At 35.9% G+C, this 22,036-nt stretch carries 13 protein-coding genes and 1 pseudogene; 2 read left to right on the forward strand and 12 right to left on the reverse strand.

Translation table 11 applies throughout. The features are described 5' to 3' along the window. On the forward strand, positions 1-981 hold a 981-nt coding region (locus VLC96_RS08035), incomplete at its 5' end, for a GDSL-type esterase/lipase family protein (RefSeq protein WP_325261967.1). Positions 982-1,618: 637 nt separating this feature from the next. Here VLC96_RS08035 and VLC96_RS08040 read toward each other — a convergent pair. The 5 genes from VLC96_RS08040 to VLC96_RS08060 all read right to left on the reverse strand — a co-directional run bounded on the left by VLC96_RS08040 (position 1,619) and on the right by VLC96_RS08060 (position 12,098). Continuing rightward, on the reverse strand, positions 1,619-4,033 hold the full coding sequence (locus VLC96_RS08040) for a glycosyl hydrolase 115 family protein (RefSeq protein ID WP_325261969.1): 2,415 nt from the start codon (positions 4,031-4,033) through the stop codon (positions 1,619-1,621). Between the two features lie 13 nt (positions 4,034-4,046). Continuing rightward, positions 4,047-5,432, reverse strand: a complete 1,386-nt coding sequence (locus VLC96_RS08045; protein ID WP_325261970.1) for a sulfatase-like hydrolase/transferase — start codon at positions 5,430-5,432, stop codon at positions 4,047-4,049. Positions 5,433-5,523: 91 nt separating this feature from the next. Next, the gene (locus tag VLC96_RS08050) at positions 5,524-7,065 is read right to left on the reverse strand and encodes a RagB/SusD family nutrient uptake outer membrane protein (RefSeq protein WP_325261972.1); all 1,542 of its coding nucleotides are present in this window, start codon (positions 7,063-7,065) and stop codon (positions 5,524-5,526) included. Between the two features lie 93 nt (positions 7,066-7,158). Continuing rightward, positions 7,159-10,320 carry a SusC/RagA family TonB-linked outer membrane protein gene (locus tag VLC96_RS08055; RefSeq protein WP_325261974.1) on the reverse strand — a complete coding sequence of 1,054 codons (3,162 nt, stop codon included), beginning with the start codon at positions 10,318-10,320 and terminating at the stop codon, positions 7,159-7,161. Between the two features lie 449 nt (positions 10,321-10,769). Next, complete coding sequence (locus VLC96_RS08060; protein ID WP_325261975.1) at positions 10,770-12,098, reverse strand: rhamnogalacturonidase; 1,329 nt, start codon at positions 12,096-12,098, stop codon at positions 10,770-10,772. A 222-nt stretch (positions 12,099-12,320) separates the two neighbouring features. Between VLC96_RS08060 and VLC96_RS08065 the strand changes: the two genes are divergently transcribed. After that, on the forward strand, positions 12,321-14,753 hold the full coding sequence (locus VLC96_RS08065; RefSeq protein WP_325261977.1) for a glycoside hydrolase family 2 TIM barrel-domain containing protein: 2,433 nt from the start codon (positions 12,321-12,323) through the stop codon (positions 14,751-14,753). Between the two features lie 158 nt (positions 14,754-14,911). Here VLC96_RS08065 and VLC96_RS08070 read toward each other — a convergent pair whose 3' ends face one another. From VLC96_RS08070 to VLC96_RS08100, 7 genes and pseudogenes are all read right to left on the reverse strand, one after another. Next, positions 14,912-16,252 (reverse strand): TolB family protein, encoded by a 1,341-nt coding sequence (locus tag VLC96_RS08070; RefSeq protein ID WP_325261979.1) that lies wholly within the window; start codon positions 16,250-16,252, stop codon positions 14,912-14,914. Positions 16,253-16,256: 4 nt separating this feature from the next. Further along, positions 16,257-17,588 (reverse strand): glycoside hydrolase family 88/105 protein, encoded by a 1,332-nt coding sequence (locus VLC96_RS08075; protein WP_325261980.1) that lies wholly within the window; start codon positions 17,586-17,588, stop codon positions 16,257-16,259. A 33-nt stretch (positions 17,589-17,621) separates the two neighbouring features. Further along, the gene (locus VLC96_RS08080) at positions 17,622-18,911 is read right to left on the reverse strand and encodes a DUF4861 domain-containing protein (RefSeq protein ID WP_325261982.1); all 1,290 of its coding nucleotides are present in this window, start codon (positions 18,909-18,911) and stop codon (positions 17,622-17,624) included. Between the two features lie 20 nt (positions 18,912-18,931). Beyond that, entirely contained in the window at positions 18,932-20,014 is a 1,083-nt protein-coding gene (locus VLC96_RS08085) for a PKD domain-containing protein (RefSeq protein ID WP_325261984.1), read from the reverse strand. Positions 20,015-20,350: 336 nt separating this feature from the next. Continuing rightward, positions 20,351-20,674, reverse strand: coding sequence for an L-rhamnose mutarotase (gene rhaM, locus VLC96_RS08090; RefSeq protein ID WP_325261985.1), 324 nt, complete (start codon positions 20,672-20,674; stop codon positions 20,351-20,353). Beyond that, positions 20,671-21,741, reverse strand: a complete 1,071-nt coding sequence (locus tag VLC96_RS08095; protein ID WP_325261986.1) for a family 43 glycosylhydrolase — start codon at positions 21,739-21,741, stop codon at positions 20,671-20,673. The genes rhaM and VLC96_RS08095 overlap by 4 nt, the downstream gene beginning before the upstream one ends. Then, positions 21,723-22,036: pseudogene (locus VLC96_RS08100) on the reverse strand (sialate O-acetylesterase); the annotation flags it as partial. The gene VLC96_RS08095 and the pseudogene VLC96_RS08100, both read right to left, overlap by 19 nt.

Here is a 22,036-nt window from a genome sequence, read left to right on the forward strand (position 1 = left end):
AAAATTATTCGCAACAATGAATCTTACGGTTTATGGGCAAAACAAATTGCCGAGCAGGAGAAAGTTACTTTCATCGATTTGAATGCAATCATGTCGGATGCACTAGATAAAATTGGACAAGAAAAAGTTACAGGAACATATTTTTACGAAAGAGACCATACGCATACTTCGGCAAAAGGAGCGGTTTTGTCGGCTACATCTATTGTAGAAGGACTTAAAAAAAGTGATAATTCTTTGAAAAAATATGTTTTAGACAATCCAAAAATCACACTCCCAGCAAAGAAAAAAGTCTTTTTGATTGGTGATTCTACAATGGCAAATAATGGCAACAATCCAAATGCTGTGGGTTGGGGTGTAGAATTTCCTAAATATGTTGACACAACGAGAATAGAAGTTATCAATAAAGCCAGAGGCGGACGAAGCAGTCGTACCTACGAATTTGAAGGTTTGTGGAAGGAAGTGAGAGAGCAATTGCAACCTGGTAATTTTGTTATTATTCAGTTTGGGCACAATGATGCTGGAGCAGTTGATAAAGACAAATACAGAGGTTCTTTAAAAGGAAATGGTACTGAAACACAACTTGTAAATCGCGCCGATAGTATCAAAGAAACGGTGCGCACTTTTGGCTCTTATATCGAAAGATACATCAAAGAAGCTAAAGAAAAAGGAGCAATTACTATCGTGATGAGTCAAACGGTTCGTAACGAATGGCCAAACGGTAAGCCTGAACTTAGAGACGAAAGCTACAACAAATGGTCGAAAATTGCTGCCGAAAACCAAGGAGCTGATTTCATCGATTTGAATGTGATTATTGCTCAAAAATATGAGGCTTTGGGACCAGAAAAAGTGAAAACATTTTTCCCAAAAGACCATACACATACTGGTGTTGAAGGAGCAAATTTTAATGCTCTCACTGCTGCAGAAAGCATTAAAAATTTAAAAAAATGTGCATTGAGGGATTATATTGAAATTCCGAAATAAAAATTGGATAAATGGCTCTTGGTTTATCCCCGCAACACAATCTTGTCATTCCGGAGGAATCTTTGCGTTGTGTGGGATTTTTACAGAATAACAAACTTTGCGGTTAGTTTGTTGCAGTAAATTAGTCTTGGCTTATCCCCACAACACAATCTTGTCATTCCGAAGGAATCTTTGCGTTGTGTGGGATTCTTACAGAATGACAAACTTTGCGGTTAGTTTGTTGCAGTAAATTAGTCTTGGCTTATCCCCGCAACACAATCTTGTCATTCCGGTGGAATCTTTGCGTTGTGTGGGATTCTTACAGAATGACAAACTTTGCGGTTAGTTTATTGCAGTAAATTAGTCTTGGCTTATCCCCGCAACACAATCTTGTCATTCCGGAGGAATCTTTGCGTTGTGTGGGATTCTTACAGAATGACAAACTTTGCGATTAGTTTATTGCAGTAAATTAGTCTTGGTTTATCCCCACAACACAATCTTGTCATTCCGGAGGAATCTTTGCGTTGTGTGGGATTCTTACAGTATGACAAACTTTGCGGTTAGTTTATTGCAGTAAATTAATCTTGGATTATCCCTACAACACAATCTTGTCTTTCCGGAGGAATCTTTTGTGCGAATCTGCGGCTGCTTTTTTAAGTTATAATATCTTTTGAACAGCAATATAATCCAAAACAATTCCCGTTTGATTTATTGAAATAGAAATGGAATGTTTTCCAGTGTTGAGATCAGACAATGGAACCTTCACAATGGCGCTGTTTCTCAACACATTTTCTTTCCATGTTTTATCACGGTCTTTGGTGTTTATTTTAAATGAATTGGCTGGGTTTTGATCAATCTGAACAAAAACTTCATGATCAAAATTATTGGAATGTGTTGGTAAAAAATGTACCTCAACTTCATAATTTCCAATATCTGAAACTTCAAATTCATACAAAACAGCTGGTTTTTCATTTTTAAAATAATGCTGGTTTAACGGAAAAAGTGTCAATGCATTATTACTATATCCCAAACCGTTTATTATTTGCCATTTATAATTATCACTGATTTGTGCTGACGCAAATTGATTTGCCTTAATTATAATTGATTCTGATTTTTTCAAATCTTCTTTGGTAAATGTATTTTTAGCAACCGAATCAAAAACGGGTAAATTTCTTGGATGCATCGACATCATATTATTCCACTTTCCTTTGCTCATTTTGGTATTATAAAAATCGGTCAGCTCTTTTATGTTTCCAAAAGCTTCAGAAGCTTGTTTATGGTATTTATCTTTCTGAATTTCATCAGAAGTTGTCGCTTCTAAATTCCAATTTAAAAATTTAAAATTCATATTGGCGGCAGCTTTTACCGGATATTCTACTAATTGAAAAAAAGCATCCTTACGCTCGACAGGAATTGAAGGCGATATCAAATCTACTTTTTCAACCAAATCAGCATAATCCTTTATTCTTTGCTCCATTTCTGATTTTGAAAAATCGGAAAGATTAATTTTTGTAGTTGGTTCCGTTTGACTCCAACCCATATATTCAGGTTTTCTGATAAAAGCCAAACGATAATATTCTTCTAAAACAACACTCAATTCATTGGAAACTTTTGGTGTAAACTCTCTTGAAATCCAATTTTTAAGATGCTGATTGATTCCATCAAACGGAATACTATTTACGTTCCAAGCTAAGTCCAGAAAAAACTCCATATCATACTCTCCGGGCTTGATGTCTCCGACATTTGCAATCCACATTTTTTTGGCTCCGTTTTGATAAGCTTTGCTCATTTCGTACCAAATTAAACCCGGCTGTGTAGTACTCAACCAAAGGTAATCATGAGGTCTACCCCAGTAACTTAAATGGTAATAAACACCACCGCCACCTACTCTTTTTTGCTCGTCTTCATTGCTCAAACGACGAATGTAACCGTAATTATCATCAGGCCAAACCAGCGTAACATCATCGGGAACTTTGAGCCCGTTATCGTACAATTCCAGCACTTCTTTGTACGGAACAAACGCTTGAGGAATTTCATTCAAAGGTTTTTTGAATGTTTTGGACAGCATTTCACGTTGAACATCAATGATTTTTTCGACCATAGCAATGGATTCATTTAAGTCTTTCGCACCTTCCATTTTGCTATCGTGAACACCTCGCATGCCTAATGTCATGATGGTTTCGTTATTACCAGACTTAACTTCATTCAATCGATCTTGCCAATATTTATTGACTTGCGTACTATTGGTAAAATAATTATAATCGCCAAAAGTCTTTTTCCATTCATCAACATTATTTCGAAGCATCGGCTCTGCATGGGATGAACCAATTATCATGTGGTATTTTTGAGCTATTTCTTTATTTCCTTTAATGGTAAAAAAGCCTTTTGTACTCGGATGCATTGCTGGCCAAATGGTATTGGCTTTTAATCTCAATAATAATTGAAAAATCTTTTCATACGTTTTTGGCCCTATGTTACCAACTTCAGGCTCGAATGTTTTCTCTGCCCAAGGCTCCAATCCCCAATCTTCATCGTTCAGGAAAATGCCGCGGTATTGCACAGATGGTTTTTGGATTATTCCTGTTGTTGGTAAATTTAGTGAGAGTTCATTTTGATGAATAGGATTTACATCAGCCCACCATTTCCAAGGAGAAACTCCTAATTGTTCGGCTAATTCAAAAATAGCGTAAACTGTCCCTCTAACATCGCTTCCGGCAACAATCAGATTTTGATTTTCTTTTTTGATATAAAATTTCTCCCATTGATTGGCTAATTCATTTTGAATAACTTTTGAAGAAAACATCGAACTAGAAACCTGTCCAATGTAGATTCCGTTTTGAGAAATTTTATTTACAGCACTAACTTTCAACTTTTTTCCGGTTATATCTTCTACATCTTTAACCAATTCATTGACCGCCCAAAGCACCAAATCATCTGTTTTGGAATCAATGAAAATCGTAGTTGTTTGATTGGATTGTACAATCGGGAAACTATCCGTTTTATTTTGACCAAAAGAAGTATTGCCAAATAAAATGATAGTTATGATTAAAGAAAGTAGTTGTTTTTTGAACATTTTAAAGATATTTTTATTCTGATGATTTGGATTCTTTTTGAATAGCAGGATCTTTTTTAATTTGTAATTGTATTTCGGTTTTCATTTTTTCTGCCACATCTGGATTTTGAGAAATAGCATTATTTTTTTCTTCAGGATCTTTTTCAATATTAAATAATTCATAATATTCTCCTTGTTTTTTGGGCTTGTTCGTGTAAACCAATTTCCAAGGTTTTTGAATCAGGCAGGCTTGCAGATGCCCGCGGATGTAAATTGTTCGGTTTTCGATTGCTTTGTTTTCAGAAATATCTTTCCAGACATTTTTACCTTCAACTGTATTGGGCAATTTTTTGTTTCCTGTCAATGCCAAAATAGTAGGCAGAAAATCCGTTACCGAAATATAATCGGAGTTCTTGTAATTTTTTAAATGATCTTTCCAGTAAAACACACAAGGTACTCGAACGGCTCCTTCATAATTAGAAGTTTTCCAATCGCGCAAAGGCGTATTGTCTCCCAAAGTTGGATTTGGTCTATGGATTCCACCGTATTCATTTCTGGAATCCCAGTTTTCCATAGCGCCATTATCACTCATAAAAATGATCAATGTGTTTTCATCCAGCTTTTGTTTTTTTAAATCCTGAAGCAAAATGCCGATACTATGATCTAAATGTGCCATTGCTGCCGCAAAATCTCTACGGGAACTGTCTTTGGCAATTTTGTTATAAGGAGTTTTCCATTTTTCTTCTTCCTGCAAAGGAAAATGTGGAGCGCTGTAAGCTATTTGCAAATAAAAGTTTTGTTTTTTATTTCGAATTTGTGAAAGCCATTTCAGAGATTCATTTGTAACTAAATCTGTAGTATGTCCTTTTTCGTCAATGAATTCGCCATTTCGATACCAGCTTTTATCTCCATTTTTGTAAAGATGTGTGTACTGGTCGATCTGACCGTGCAAAAATCCGTATGAATAATCGAAACCGTATGCTTTTGGGCTGCTACTCAATTTCAAGCCAAGATGCCATTTGCCAATAAGAGCGGTTTCATAACCGTTTTTCTTTAATAATTGAGGCAAAGTCGGTACTGAATCCGGCAGTTTCAAATCGCTTTTATCACTGATTGGAGCTAAGATTCCCATTCGGCTTGCTGGCCTTCCAGTTAACAAAGAGGCTCGCGTTGGAGAACAAGTCGGACTTACATAGAAACGATTGAGTTGCACACCATTTTTTGCCAGAAAATCAATATTGGGTGTTTTAATTTCCGAACCATTATAACCAACATCATTCCAGCCCAAATCATCGGCAATAATGATTATAATGTTGGGGTTTGTTGATTGTTTTTTGACTTTATTTTGTTGACAAAATAGCAACATCGAACTAAAAAAAAGTATCGCCGAAAGATAAAATGTTTGCTTACTAGTGTTCATTTATAAAGAAATTTAATGATTCAAATTATTTTGTAAAAAGGCTGCTTCAAAAAAATGAAGCAGCCTTATGAAATTTACACTTTAAAAAAAATTAATCATACCCTGGATTTTGTTCATACAATCCCGGAACAGCCAAGAGTTCCTGCAAAGGAATTGGATACAATAATGAGTTATTGGTAATAGGCTGAATTCTATTAGCCTTATCCTCTGTTGCTCTCCAGGCATTCATTATCGTTACAGCATTTCCAGATCTGATTAAATCAAACCATCTTGTTCCTTCCGAGAAGAATTCTTTTCTTCTTTCTGCAAATAATTGGTCCAAAGTAATATTGGTTGCTGGTGTGGTTACTCCGGCTCTTGTTCTTACTTGTTTTACAATCGCATCAACATCTGCTTGAGTTCCTCCACCGCCATGAAGCGTACACTCTGCCATTAACATCAAAACATCGGTGTAACGAATTACCATAAAGTCAACTCCCCAGTCTTCACGGCCACCTGTACCATATCTTGTAGGGTCTATGTATTTTTTGAATACAGGGAAAGTATAACTTCCTTTGTATGTTCCTGAAGCTACTGTATAACTTGTTGCAATACAATCTGTTTTTCTTTTATCAGTTGCATCAAACTTGGCTAAAAATTCTGTTGATATGGGTCTGCCCTCTAAAGAACCTTGTGCAGATGATATTCCTACTGAAGCAAAATACGGTTCATAACCTACCTCAACCATGAAATTACCCCCAACTGAAGTAGTAATACTTTGTGTGTAAGGAATAGTTAACACATTCTCTTTATTGTTTAATCCTTCAGTTTTAAAAATGGTCGCATAATCTGTACCTAAAGCGAATAAACCACTGGCTTTAATATCGTTTAATTGTTGGTAGGCTTTGTCCCATTCATTCAGCCCAAGCGTTGCACCTTCGATACCATAAGTTGGACTTGAACGCGTCATGTAAACTAATCCTAATAAGGCTTTAGCTCCATATTTTGTTACACGACCATAATCTGCAGCAAGATAAGACGGGCTAAGATCTGGAATAGCTAATTGCAGATCAGAAATAATTAAATTATAAATATCTACAACTGGAGCTCTACCCACTAAAGCAGCTTCTTTTGCAGTCATCGTTCTGTCAATTAATGGCACTTTACCAAACCAACGAATCAAGTCAAAATAACAAAAAGCTCTAAGAAAACGCGCTTCGGCAAGCATCGACGCTTTGTCGGCAGGATTCGTAAAAATTTGGTCTCCTTTTTCAGTAAGTTTTTCTATTAATTGATTCGCTTTATAAATAGCGCTATAGTTCGTAGTATACGCTTCATTCACCATCGAATTAGAACTAATAGAACTAAAAAAACAGTTAATACCCTCCCAATCTCTAGAAGCGGTTGTTGTAGCATACAAATTATCAGATCTGGTTTCACTCAAATTTAGTACTCTATTGGCATATCCATAGGTACTTGCTCCATGAAAGGCATACGAATAAACAGCATTTCGAGCTTGAATAAAATCATTTGGAGTTTTATAAAAGTTATCTGTCGTACCTTGAGACAATGGAACCTGGTCTAATTGATTCTCGCAGGATGATAGCCCAAATACTAAAAAAGCACTTACCGCTAAATAAATATATTTTTTCATAACTAAATAATATTTGTTTTTATTGGAATATGGAATTCGCATACAGCTATTGGTCTTTGCAGCCAATTTGGATTATGCTCATTTCATTTTATTTTAATTAAAATTAATGTTAACCCCCATAACTACTGACTTTGCCAAAGGAGCTCCTCCATAATCTACCGGAACTGAAAAATCACCACTTGAACTTCCTGAAGTATTTACAGCCTCTGGATTGAAGCCTACTTTATATTTGTTCCAATAGAAAATGTTTTCACCTGTAAGATACAGCCTTATATTATCAATACGTTTAAGGTTTTTGATTGCTTGTCTTAAATTATATCCTAAAGTCATACTTCTAACGCTAACATAATCTGATTTGTACAACCAGTCTGAATTTGCCTGATAACCAAAAGTAGTTCTCCAATTCCCTCTTACGGCAGGATTTACGTCTAATGAATTTTCAACCTGACCCATACCTGTTCTATCGATTGCTCTACCTGTTAGTCCATAAACGGTTCCTCCATTTTGTCCTTGAACCAATATACTCAAATCAAGGTCTTTGTATTTGAAATCATTTGTGATACCCCAAGTGTATTTTGGCGTTGGATTACCCAAATCAACGCGGTCTGATGAGTTAATTTTTCCATCACCATCTTGATCAATATATCTTGGATCTCCTAGAACTAGCGCTTTACCTCCAATGGTAGTTCCTCCTTTATCAAGATCAGCTTGTGTTAGTACACCATTTTGTTGTAATCCAAAAATAGTGTACATCGGTTTACCTACTTCCAATTTGATAAAAGGAACTCCTCCGTCAAAACTGTTACTGATTTCAATTTTAGTTTGGTCTGGACCTAATGCTATCACCTCATTTTCGTTATGACTAATATTAAACGATGTTTTCCATTGAAAATCTTTTCCGCTAACATTTAAAGTATTTACCTCAAATTCCCATCCTTGATTTTGTACTTCACCAATGTTGGTAAGATAACTAGTAAATCCTGATGCCGCAGGTACTGGAACACGTAGCAACAAATCAGTATTGTCTTTTCTATACACCTCAAATGTTCCAGAAATTCTGTTTTTAAAAAGTGAAAAATCTAGACCAAAATCAATACTTTTGGATTCTTCCCAATGTAATTCCGGGTTTGCAATTCCTGATACTCCTTGCCCCACTGCTGGTCCAGTTCCAATAGCGTAATAATAGGTTCCTAATGTAGAACGCCATGCATAGCTGCCAATATTATTGCTACCATTTGTACCAAGGCTTCCTCTTAATTTTAAATCACTCAACCAATCAACATTGTCCAAGAATGCTTCTTTCTTAATTCTCCAGCCCAAAGCCAAAGAATAAAAAGTTCCCCATCTTCTATCACTTCCAAATTTAGAAGAACCATCAGATCTGATACTAGAAGAAAGTAAATATTTCTCTTTATAATTATACTGTAATCTTGCAAAATAAGAAAGCAAAGTATTCTTTTCTCCAGTTGTACTACCTGTAGATCCTGCTGGTAATGTTTCTATAGTTGAACTATTATATAAAGCTCCTGAAGACAATGACGATTTTGTTATTTCATAAGAATTGAAAGATTGTCCCAACAGTACATTAAAATTATGATTACCAAAAGATTTATCATAATTTAATGTATTTTCATTTACAACATTTTGTCTTCTAAAAGTATTATAACTCCCGCGAATACTGGCAATTACATCATTTGGAGTATATCCTTCAAAAGTATTATCGGAGTTATCAAAGTTGATCGTACTTTTCCAGGTTAATCCGTGAATAAGATCGTAACTAGCATAGCCCGAAATTAAATTTCTATACATAGAATTTCTACCGGTTCTGTCCAAAGCGTTTAACATATTGGTTGTACTACTTCCCCAAGCATATCGAGTTGTATATTTTTCTCCAGCAGCATTTGAAGCACTTTCAAAAACAGGAGTAGCGGTAAGCGCTTTAAATAATGTATTATCTTTTCCTTCAACTCCTGGATCATTTTTAACCGAATAGGATGGCGCCAGATTAATTCCTACTTTAAATTTTTCGGATAATTTAAAATCAACATTGGCTCTGGCTGAGAAAACTGTATAATCTGTACCAACGATATAACCCGTATTTTTTTGATAATTAGCCGAAACATAATAATTAACAACATCTGTAGCTCCTGAAGCGGTAAACTGATAATTCGTAAACTCTCCTGTTTTGAAAACTTTATCTTGCCAATCGATATAATCTAATCCTGGATGTCCTGGTATATCCCATCTTTCATCATAGATATACGTAAAATATTTTGCATTAGTTTGGTTTAAAGGAGCTGTTGGAAATGCAGCATTATACGTTGCAATCCTTTCTGGCATTGTTTGAGAAGCAGAAGCACCGGGAACTCCAGAAGCTGCCCATTGTGCATCAAGCATTACTTTTGATCTATCAATCCATTGTTGAGAATCCAGCATGTCTACTCTATTTGCTTCTTTATTAATACCACCATAGGTATTGAAAGAGAATTTTGTTTTACCTAATTTTCCTTTTTTGGTAGTAATTAAAACGACTCCGTTGGATGCTCTGGAACCATAGATTGAGGAGGCTGCGGCATCTTTTAAAACCTCAATTGAAGCAATGTCATTTGGGTTAATGTTGTCCAATGGGCTACCGTTTGAAAAACCTCCATTAGAATTTGATCCTTCGGTATAAATTGGGAATCCATCGATTACATATAATGGTTCATTTCCAGCTGTGATCGAACCCGCACCACGAATTTCAACGCTAAAAGGCTGACCTGGCAAACCAGATGTTTGTTTTACCCTAACTCCAGCAATTTGACCTGTTAATCCTTGATCCACTCTAGAAATAGGTCTCTCGGTAAAACTTTCGGTTTTTAGAGAAGACATCGCACCTGTAGTTAATTTTTTCTTTTGAACACCATAACCAATTACAGTCACTTCTTCCAAAACCTGATTGTCTTCTGATAAAGTAACATTGATTGCCGTTCTTCCTTGCAGAGATTCTTCTACCCTTTTAAATCCAATCGAAGTAAATACTAAAATATTCTGTCCATTGTCTTGTAATTGAATAGCATAATCCCCATTCATATCCGTCTCAGAAACATTTTTTGTTCCTTTTTGTGTTACAGTAACTCCGGGAATACCCAATCCCGCAACATCTTTCACAGTTCCTTTAATCTTACTTTGTGCAGTAATAAAACCAGAAAAAAATATGAAAAACAGCAAAGCTATTTTACCTATAGATTTTTGATAATTAAATTTTAAGTTCATAAATATACTTTTAGTTAGTTAGCTTGAAAAAAACAACAATCGTTAATTTTTTCTAAAATTATACCAACTATTTCGATGTAGTATCCTGTAGCATCCTGTTTATAAAGTCTTTTAACTTTTATTTTATTAATACAATAAAAAAATAGCCACTATTACATTAAACATTGGATTTCATGACAACTAGTTTATTGAAAAAATAACAAATCAATAAAATTATACCATTTCGAAATATATAAAAGTCTAATTGTCTTTTGTCACATCGAGCGCAGTCAAGATGCGCTACTGGTTCTTACCGTGATGTTACTGACAATAGTACTCATTTATATATTTCGAAATGGTATTATTTTTAGACTTAGCATAAAAAAACTTTTGTCGCAAATACCAGATAGCGTATTCACAACAAAAGTTTGTGTTTGAAAAACACCGCAATTTCTGTGGTTTCAGAAAAACTAATCCACTAATTTGCCATTCACTTTTACGTTTTTAAAAGTCACGCCTTTTATAGCAGTTTTATCAATTTCACTGTTTTTGGATTCGATTTTTAGATTCTCAAAAGTAAAGTTGGTCAGGAATATATTCGGGTCTTTTTGGACTTCGTAAAACTTCTCACATTTTAATTCAACATTTCGCAAGGTTACATTTTCGCCATAAGAAGGTGGTGGATCTTTACGCCCTTTTAAATCAAAAAATTGATTCCATTGATAAACCACTAATCCTTTTACGGCAGTTCCTTTAATATTTTCCAGCAAAATGTATTCGTATTTTTGAGGAGTATCTGGTCTCATTTTCAGCCATAAAACTCTCGAAACCCCTTCTACCGTACAATTACGCATAATCACATTTTTGTTATGGATTGACTCACTTCCATTTGTTAATGCCGAATGTGAAAACCCAAACGTACAGTCTTCGATGATAATATTGGTGTTCTCTCCATTTCCTTCTTCAGTATCTGCCCAAGGTCCTTTCCCGCCTTTTAAAGCTATGGCGTCGTCATTTACAGAAGTATAACATCTTTTAACTAAAAAATTAGAACAGACATCAATATCAATAGCATCGGTACTTGGCGCTTTAATTTCTTTGGTTGGAGAGGTAATGTACAAATCGATCAATTTTACATTTTTGCATTTATAAAAATGATTGGTCCAGAAACCAGCATTAATCAACTTCACATCCTGAAATTGCACATTGTTAGAATTCCACACAAAAACCAAACGCGGTCTTGAAACTTCAAGGTTGGTACATTTTGGATTTTCTTTGCGTCTTGCCCAGAAAGCTTCATAATATCTATAACCGTTTCCGTTAATAGTTCCTTTTCCAGAAATGGTAAATCCATCCAAGTTATAAGCATTGACTAAAGCCGGAAAGTAATCCAGATTTTGCCCTTCCATACGAGAAGGCATAATTGGATAATTCGAAATATCATCAGAACCTTTTAAAACGGCATTCTCAGAAACATGCAAATGCGTTTTTGGTTTAAAAAATAAAGCGCCACTCAAAAATACTCCTTTCGGAATCACAACAACTCCTCCTCCATTTTCAGATGCTTGATCAATTACTTTTTGAATAGCTGCTGTTTGAATTACAGTACTATCATTTTGCACTCCATAGTCGGTAATCGTGTATTGTTTCCCTAAATCTTTCAATTGAAGCTTGGTATAATCTTTAAACCAAGGTTTAATGGGACTTCCATCTGGAAATGTATCATTGTCATACTTTTGTGAAAAGACAAATTGTGACATTCCAAAAATACAAATAGCCAGAGTTAAGATTTTTTTCATTCTCGTTTTGAATTAATATTTGATATTATAATTTACTTTTTTATGCTTTTATAAATGAGAAAAACAAATATACTTTTTTCAATTTTTTATACTGTCCTGTTCTATCTGCTAATTTCTAAAAAGATAACAGGATACAACAGGATAACAATTGATGTTGCCTCTACTAATTTTACTTCATATAAAAATGTTAAATCAGAGACGGTTACCATATTCTATACTAAAATGAAAATCAAAAAAACTACTATTATGAACAAAATGAGGATTTTATCGATTATTATTACCTTTTGCTGCACAACATTTCTCTTTGCCCAGAACAGTACTGAGAATGTTAGAATAAACCAGCTTTTTAATTTTGGCTGGAAATTCCAAGCGGGTGACATCCCGAACGCACAAGGTCCAACTTTCGATGACAGCACCTGGCGCAAGCTGGATTTACCGCACGATTTTCAGTTTGACCAGCCTTGGGATAAAACAGCTAATAAAGGCCGTGGATTCAAAACGTTGGGAGTGGGCTGGTACCGTAAAACATTTAAAGCAGATCCAAAATGGAATGGTAAACAGATAATGCTTGATTTTGAAGGAATCATGCTGTCTGGAGAAGTTTGGTTAAACGGAACGAAAATTGGTGGCACAGGATATGGTTATCTAGGTTTTGAAGCCGATATCGCACCTGTTATTAAATACGATGGAGACAATGTCGTGGCCGTTCGAGCAACTACAGAAGGTGGTTCCCGTTGGTACACAGGAGGCGGATTATTCCGCGATGTACATTTGGTGGTGATAGACCCTGTTTCTATTGCACGTCACGGTGTCTTTGTAACAACTCCAAGTATTACTGATCAAAATGCAGAAATCAGCGTACAAGTTGAAGTGGCTGGAATTAAAAATAAAGAATATGACCTGGAAATCAACACTAAGATCTTTTCTCCTGATGGAAAACAAGTAGCTGAAACAAAAAAATCAGCTCCAAAAAAATCAAATCTAATTGCTGTAGAAGTTCAATTACCAAAGGTGAATGTCGCTAATCCACAGCTTTGGTCTTGTGAAACGCCTAATCTTTATTCTGCCGAAGTTTCATTGATATTAAATGGTAAAGTAGTTGATAAAATCACTAAAAAGTTTGGAATTCGTACTATTGAATTCTCCAAAGAATTTGGTTTAAAATTAAATGGTAAAAAAGTATTCCTTAAAGGGGTTGCCAATCATGATGACTTGGGTGCTGTGGGTGTAGCAGCTCATAAAGTTGCTATTGCCAGAATGATGGACAAACTGAAAGAATTTGGCTTTAATCACATTCGAACTTCGCACAATCCTTATTCTGAGTCGTTTTTTGATCTTGCCGACGAAAAAGGAATTCTAGTTGTAGATGAATTATACGACAAATGGGGAAGCACAGTTGCGTGGTCAGGAGGTGCTAAATGGAATGACTTATGGTACGACAATATAAAGGAATGGATTAAACGCGATAGAAATCATCCATCAGTTATTATGTGGAGTTTTGGAAATGAACTGCAGTTCCAAGAAGAAAGATGGAATTGGCCAACAACCGATTGGGGTGTAACCACCTACCGCCTGATGGATGTGGTGGCAAAACGCTACGACCCTACCCGCAAAACAACCGTTGCTATGTATCCTGCACGTGCAGGAGGTATTATCAGAGCCAACCCGGATTTCCGTATTAAAGAAAACATTGTTCCGCCTGAATTGTCCACAGTCACCGAAATTGCCAGTTTTAACTATACTTGGGAAGACTACCAAGAGTATCTAAAGCATGCACCTGAAATGATTATTTATCAAAGTGAGGCGGTGACCAATGAGTTGGCGGCACCATACTTTGGAATGGATAGAGATAAAATGGTTGGATTGGCCTATTGGGGCGGCATCGAATATTGGGGTGAATCACAAGGCTGGCCTAGAAAGGGTTGGAACTATTCGTTTTTCAATCATTCAATGGAGCCTTTTCCACAAGCATGGTTAACTAAAAGTATTTTCCAAGATGAACCTTTAATTTATATCGGAGTTGTGGATAGTGAAGGGGAATCGAAAATGTGGAATGATCAGATAGTCGGTCAAAAAGTTATTTCGGCGCATTGGAACCGTACAGATGGAAGTAAATACAATTTATACACTTATACCAATGCCGATGAGGTTGAATTATTGGTGAATGGAAAATCTATCGGAGTGCAGCAAAATAGCACTGAAGTAACAAAGCGCAATACCATTTATTGGAAAGACGTTCCATATACAGCGGGTAAAATTACCGCTATCGCCAGAAAAGGAGGCAAAGAAGTTGCCCGTCACGAACTGGAAACAACTGGAAAAGCGGTTGCATTAGTATTGGAAACTGAAAATGCAAACTGGAAAGCTGACGGTATGGATCTTCAATATGTTAGAGTGTATGCCGTTGACAGCAAAGGGCGTAAAGTGCCGACTGCTACCGGAGAAGTAACTTTTGATGTAAATGGAGCAGCTACTATAATTGCTGTGGATAATGGTGATCATTTAAGTGATGAATTATTTGACGGCAATAAAAAGAAACTCTACAAAGGCTTTGCGATGGCTATTTTGCGTTCAGGACAAAAAGCCGGAACCGTAAAATTGAAAGTTTCTGCTACAGGATTAAAAGGAGTTGAAAAAACCTTAACGGTAAAATAAATTGATGAAGAATATATTAATATAAAATACAAGTAATTTGTTTGATCAAAAAAGCTCCAAAATCAAAGACTTTGGAGCTTTTTTTATAGTCACTATAAATTACTTTTTCCCAATTCAAAAAGCAAACTATTATATTCCACTTGTATTTAAATTAAAACCTATTTTCTGTTCAACCAATCTTTTGGAACATTTATAATGCAAATATTCATGTCTTTATTATCCGCTGAAAGCATTGCCGATTCAAAACTTATTTTAGTTCCGTCACGATTGAAAGTTGGATGAATATGGTCTTTTGCTGTTTCTTTATGTCCGGTGGTAAGCATTACTACTTCTTTGGTTTTTCTGTCAATTAAATATAAACTTCTGGAAAAATCATCTCCGCAAACCCATCTCCCATCCGAAGATCCATGAACGTGCCAAAAACCACTGCCAGAACTGGTTTGTCCGGCAATAATCATTTCTCGAGTTCTTAGATTCACAATTGCTAAACCTGTTGGTTTTTCACGAGTCCCACAATCGCCCCAATTACTTTCTTGTCCGGGGTTTACCGGATTCCTAACTTCTTTGCTATCGGTTACTTCTACAGGAACTTCTTTTTGAATATCAATTTTTCGATGTCCCATGATTGCCATTGCGACCTCATCTTTACCAATTACAGCTTCATGCGTAACCCATTCGTAAGGCGCTTCTGGGTACAATGGACGTAAACCCGAACCATCAGCCATAACTGTCCAAGTACGCTGTGGCGACTTGCCTCCTGTTTCCCAACAAAAAACAATTTCGCCTGCATTCCAAGTATTAGACTGAATATGTCCAATTTGAAAACCAACAGAAATTACATGTTTAAATTCTCCTGTTTTCAGATTCATACTCGAAATACCGCCAGGTCCAGCTCCCATGTTTCTGGGGCCAAAATTCTTTTCCAGCTTTGTATTTTTATCTAAATATTTAAGAGCTTCCTCTTTACCAATTCTGAAATAGACTCTATCTTCATTCGCATCCAAAGCCATATCGCCTGAAGCTTCCATTTCTGAAGAAGCTTTTCCGCAAACGCGTTCATAGGCAGAAATGGGTTGCATTTTTCCAGTTTTACTGTCGTTAAAAACTTTATCAAGATCGACCTCAACAATTTGCATGGCTTTATCTTCTGCATTTCGCATAAAATAAACTTTCATTGATTTTTGAGCGATGCAAAAAGTTCCAGAATAACCACCTTCGGTAACCTGAACTATTTCTCCTGATTCCTCATTAACCGCCATAATTTCGCCCTCTACACGATGTGATCTGAACAAAATCCATTTTCCATCAGCAGTCCATTGCGGATGTGTTGGATAAATTTTGGAATCTCCTTTTGATTTGCTTGTCAAAAAAATGATATCATAGCCAGTTACTGGATCTTTAACGATCTTTTTTTCTGATGGAAATCGCTTTCCAATTTGAGAAAAAGCCGTAAAGGCACAAAAGATATTGAATACTAAAAAAGCTGTTTTTAACTTCATACTATTATCCTTTAACTTTCAATTGTATCGAACTATCATTGATCTCAAATTGGTTGTTTTTCAACATATTGATTACTTCAGCACCCGCTAATAAAACTGGTCCATAACCGTGGGCGGCATACAAATTTATTGGACGATAATAATAAAACGCAGGATCAAATCCCATTCCTGTACCTACGCAAGTTCCTTCAACCTGACCTTTTGCATTTACTTTTGAAGCTACTGCATTCCACGCCAATAAAACAGTTGGAGCATACGCCAATTTATCTACATATCCCCTGTTTATGGCTCTTGCGATTGAATACGCATAAATAGCAGTTGCAGAAGTTTCTAAATACGTATCGTTTCTGTCAATTAACTGATGCCAGAAACCTGTACCATCTTGGTACTTTTGTAATCCTGCAATATGGGCTTGCAATTGAGCCAATACTTTTGGATATCCCGGATGGTTTTTTGGTAATGTTTCTAACAATTCGACCATCGTCATTACTGCCCAACCATTGGCTCGAGCCCAATGAAATTGTGGATGTGTTGCCATTCCTTCAACCCAGCCGTGCATATAAAGACCTTTTTCGGCATTGAACATTCTTTGCGAAAATTGAGTTACTTGTTTTACTGCATCATCAAAATATTTTACATCGCCTGAGTAAGCTCCCATTTGTGCCAATGCAGGAACACTCATAAACATATCGTCCAACCAAAGCGTATTCATCTGAGGCCTGTTTCTCGCCAAGGTTCCGTCGCTCAAACGCTGTTGTTTTTGACTGATAAATGCGATTAAATTATTGATTACTGGATCGATATTGGCTTTTAGACCCTGTTTTTTGGCTTTGATAAAGGCAGCGCACAATGCTCCCGCATCGTCCAACGCATGTGGTTCTATCACAGAATGTATTGGTGAACCTTTACTGTTTTTAAGATCTGTGTTGGCATAAAGATCAGCAATCAATTGCAATCTTTTGTCAACATAATTTTCGTAATTTTTATCCGCAGTCGCCTCTGCAGTCAAAAGCATTCCTGCATAGGTCACACCCCATTCGTAACTTGTAAGTCTAAATGCTCCTTGCTCAAAAGCAATATCATTTCCTAATTTTTTGAAATTGGTTACTTCAGAATTGTCTTTTTTATTGATGACTTTTGAAGCTGTATTATGCTCTAAAAAATCGTAAACTCGATCCAAAACCACTTTTACATTTGCAGTTTCAGGAATTACATAAGGTGTTGGATATTCTGGCTGAAGCAAATGCAATGGAGCCGTAACATCATTTGTTTGGGACTTTACCGTTGTAAATGTTACCAAAAAAAGTAAAACGAGAATTGGGTTTGTTTTTTTCATAATTCTTAATTATTTGGTTTTTGGTTGCGGCTATTATTTTATTTGAACAGTTATTGTTGTCGAAAGTTGCTCAGCTAAATTGGTTACATATTTTGTAAAATAAGCTTCATCTTTGAAATTTGGATCAGCACTCATTTCCCAACCTGCAACTGCATAATAGCTTATTGGTTCATTATTTTTGACTGTTAATTTTGCCAAATACGAATCGGTTAATTTTCCGGTTTTGGGTGCTTCAATATATCCGTTATAACTATTTTTAGGAACAATAATCGCCGTTCCCAACGTCCATTGTTTTTCATAGGTTAATTGCCCATGTTGAATTAAACAAACAAAATCTCCAGCATTAATTTCTTTTAAAGGATTGGTATTATTAATGTTTGAAAGAGCAGCCAAAAACACTTCATTTCCTTGAAGTCCATTTACAATAACTGTGTTTTTGAAAGCATACATCCCAGGCCAAATTGACGTAGTTTCTTGTACCTGATATTTTTTTCCATCAATGTCCCAGTTTTTATAATTGTAACTTAAAATGGTATTTTCTGGTCCTTCACTTACGATTTTGAAAGTTGTGGTTTCCACATTATTCAATGGTTCTTTTGCCGTAATACCAAGACGTTTTATTTCATTATTTACTAATAAAGCATAGCCACCTAAACCAGCTGAATTTCCAACTGGAAAAATATCTCTTCCCCAATCGTACATTTGGTGGTAATTATCCTCAACTGCGCCTTTATCATTTATACCAACATTTTCTGGTGTAATTCCAGGCGTTCTTTTTCCAAAAACATCCTTTGCATTTCTGCCATCGAGATAATGTCTGAATCCAACTTTATCATTTTCCCAACTTGGCCCATCAGTTTGATACCGCTGATAACCTAGAGCTGTGTGAACTTCGTTTGCCGGCATTACTTCTTCGGTTGCAGGTTTTACTGGTTCATTTTTACCTGCTCTTTTTCCAAAACGGGCACTGGTTCTAATGGTGAATTTTGGCGCTTTGTCAACCCATTTCAACTGAGCAATTTTCTTTTCTTTTGGCGAAAAATCACTCACCAAAAATAATTCGTCCCATTTTCCGTCTCCGTCCAAATCATTTACTTGTGAAGGAATTGGCTCATTTTTATAACTCACAAGCGGAAAACCTTTAGTAGTTCCCGTTTTGTCGATAGCGCTTCGTTTGATGATTACCGGTTTATCCGTCAGTTTTATATCCGAATCATTGGATAAGGTAATTGTAGCAATGGTTTGTTTTTGCTGCGCTTTGCTACTCAAAATCGATAATGATATCAATGTCGCGGATAGGCATAATCTAAGTTTATTTTTCATTTAGCTATATTTTTAAATGGTTATTTCAGCGCTACGTCCCAAATTTTGGACAGTCTGGACTTCCCTTTTGGGCCTTCTATACTCAAAATTACGATATATTTGCCAGCATCTTTGTACTGATGAATTGGGTTTTGCTCTGTTGAAGTTGTGCCATCGCCAAAATCCCATTTCCAGGATTTAATTTCTCCCTCTGACTGATCTAGAAACGCAACCAGCCTTCTGTTCATATCAATTGTGTCGAATTTCCATTTTGCCGAAATGGCTTTTTTGAATTCATTTTCCAAAGGCATTAGTTTAAAAGGCAAACTAAAATCGGCATTGCCATACATTTTATGCTCCTTTGACAAATTCCAAAATCCGTTATTGGCTTCTTTATTGACATCATCATAATCAATAATTGCCCAACAAAGTCCAATGTTTTTATTTTCTTCCAAAATGGATTCTACAGCTCTTTTTGGATCATTTCCCGCATAATCAAAAGAAGTAATCCAAAATTCTAACGTCATTTTGCCTGATTCGCCCGGTTTAAAATTATAATTTGTAGCGGCGTTTGCATAAGGCAATTCTTTTATCCAAGGTTGGCTTCCCCAAACAAGTGTCCAGTCTTTTCCTTCGGCCGGTGTAAAAATGTGATAATTTTGAGCATGAACTCCATGAAAAGAAAAGTAAGCATCCATCGTATTTGTCAACGACTTATTAGGATGAAACCTGTCGATAAATGGGCCTCCAGACTGATCTGCATCAACGATAACTTCGAAAGTGTCGTTATGCAGGCCAGGCAATGCAAAATCCCAATAATCATCATAGGCTTCATATAAAAAATACAGTCGGTTTAGCCCTTTCACCCAAGCTACTTTTACACTTACATCCAAATTTTTAGGATCAGCTTTCGGTTGTTTTCCACTATCATCCCATAGCTCATTCATTCCAACTTTATAACTATCAGGAACCATTTTCCAGTCATCAGCATTTCCGTCTATAGTTGGGATTTTATTTGCAGGAAATTGAAAAACCTTAAAAGCCCTCGCATCCTGTGACCAAGCCTGGATTCCGATAAAAAGGAACAAAATAAAAATCGGTACTATTTTTTTGCTTGGCTTCATTTCGCTTATCGTTTGAGGTAAAAAACAATAGATTTTAATGCATTATCTAGAAAAGAAATCTTGATACCTCAAAAAAATCAATGTATTTACTATGTATTTTGAGCATAAAAACTCTAATTAATTCCAAAAAAAAACGCCAAATCAAATGATTATAGCGCTAAAAAGAAGATTTATAAAAACCAACCACTGAATTTAAAAATTTGATTTCTTTTTAAAATAAAACCAGTAACCAATAAAAATCAATTAACCGATAGCTGTTAACTACCATTGATTCAAATGTATTTATTAAAAATTACTAATGTATCCTGTTGTGTACTGCTTTATATAATCAAACAATTAATCCAAGTGAAAAACTTCCTTCAATGAAGCTGAAAGTGGCGAATTGTCTGGATTCGTTTCCATAATATCGCCCATATAGGCCCACCATTTTTTTACAATCGGATGGTTTGGCAAAAATGCTTCATCAAAATCCGGGCTCAGTTTTTGAACAGCAAAAAGAATCAGTGTTTCTTCGTCCAAAAAAATACTGTAATCCTGAATTCCAGATTCTGAAAGTAATGATGCTAATTCTGGCCAGATTTCGTCGTGTCTTTTTTTGTATTCTGCTTCAAAACCTTTTTTTAATTTCATTTTGAATGCGTTTCTAATCGTATTGCTCATTTTTTGGGTTGTTTTAAATTAATATAAACGGGATTGTCTCTGTGACAAACAATCTCGCCATTTTCTAATTCTAATTCGGCTACTTGTATTGAACTTCTTTTGGTTTCAAAATTGTCTTTTCCTTTGTTTTCGTGAGTTCTTCCGGGATGGGTGAAATAAAAAACATACGCTTTTCCATCATTTACAACCACATCACAATGTCCTCCAATTACTTTGTCATCTATTCCTGTACCTGGAATTTCCAGTATGTTTTTGGGTTGTTTTACCCAATTGATAAAATCATCTGACGAATATACAGCAAGCCCTCGCCAAGTATCGATAATCATCCAATTTTTCCCTTTCCATTGAAAGACTTTTGGACCTTCACCACGTTCTTTTACCACTTTTTTTCCGGCATCTGTCCAATGATATAAGTCGGGACTATCTGCATAGTAAATAGATTTTCCATCATTTTCGTTATTGTAATACATGCGCCAAGTTCCGTTTGGCAACTGAAAAACAGAAGCATCAATACATCTTTCAGAAGCTAGTGTTAGCTTGGATTCGAATTTCCAATCTATCAAATTTTGGCTCGTTAAATGAATAATATAACGCGGATGAGACCAGCTGTCAAAAATTCCGGGAACTATAGTGAGATACATGTGGTACAACCCTTTGTTTTCAATAATATCTGGTGCCCATTGTGTAATTTCGGGTAATTTATATCCGATATTACAAGTATCTCTGTATATCCAATTGGTTCCGTTTTTGGATTCGGCAATTCCGATTCGGGTTCCGTGAACCCAACTCACACCTTTGGCTGCCGAATCATTCGCTCTGCGATTGGTATAAAACATAAACCATTTTTTCTGTTTTTTATTCCAAATAACAACAGGATCAGCTGCGCCATCAAAAACAGGATCTCTGAATAATGGTTTACTGGCTAGATTTTGAGTCCGATTGGTGTTTTGAGCATTAGCAAAAGAACCCAGAAAAAGCAAAATCATTAAAATTCCAGGAAAAATATTTTTATTTACACGAATCATAAGAATGTCTTGATTTGCAAATGCTATTTTTGAGTCTCCCAATCGTCTGTTCTAAATGGCGAAGCAGGCAAGTTTTCGGCATTGAATAGATTGGGATCTGGAACTGCCTTCCAGGCAAATCGAACTGCGACAGGATTTTTTACTTTTGAAGAAGAAACCACAACCGTTTTTCCTTTGATTTTAGCTTCGGCTGGATAAAAAACTTTGTCTTCGCCTGCGATTTCAAATTCTCTCAAAGTGTCTCCTTTTTGTAGTAACCCCGATTCGGCATAATCAAAAAACAATTGTATTTGTTTTTTATCCGCTTTCATGCCATTATATATTGGTCCTGAAAATA

It is taken from the genome of Flavobacterium sp. (assembly GCF_035456085.1).
In the GTDB taxonomy this organism is placed as follows: domain Bacteria; phylum Bacteroidota; class Bacteroidia; order Flavobacteriales; family Flavobacteriaceae; genus Flavobacterium.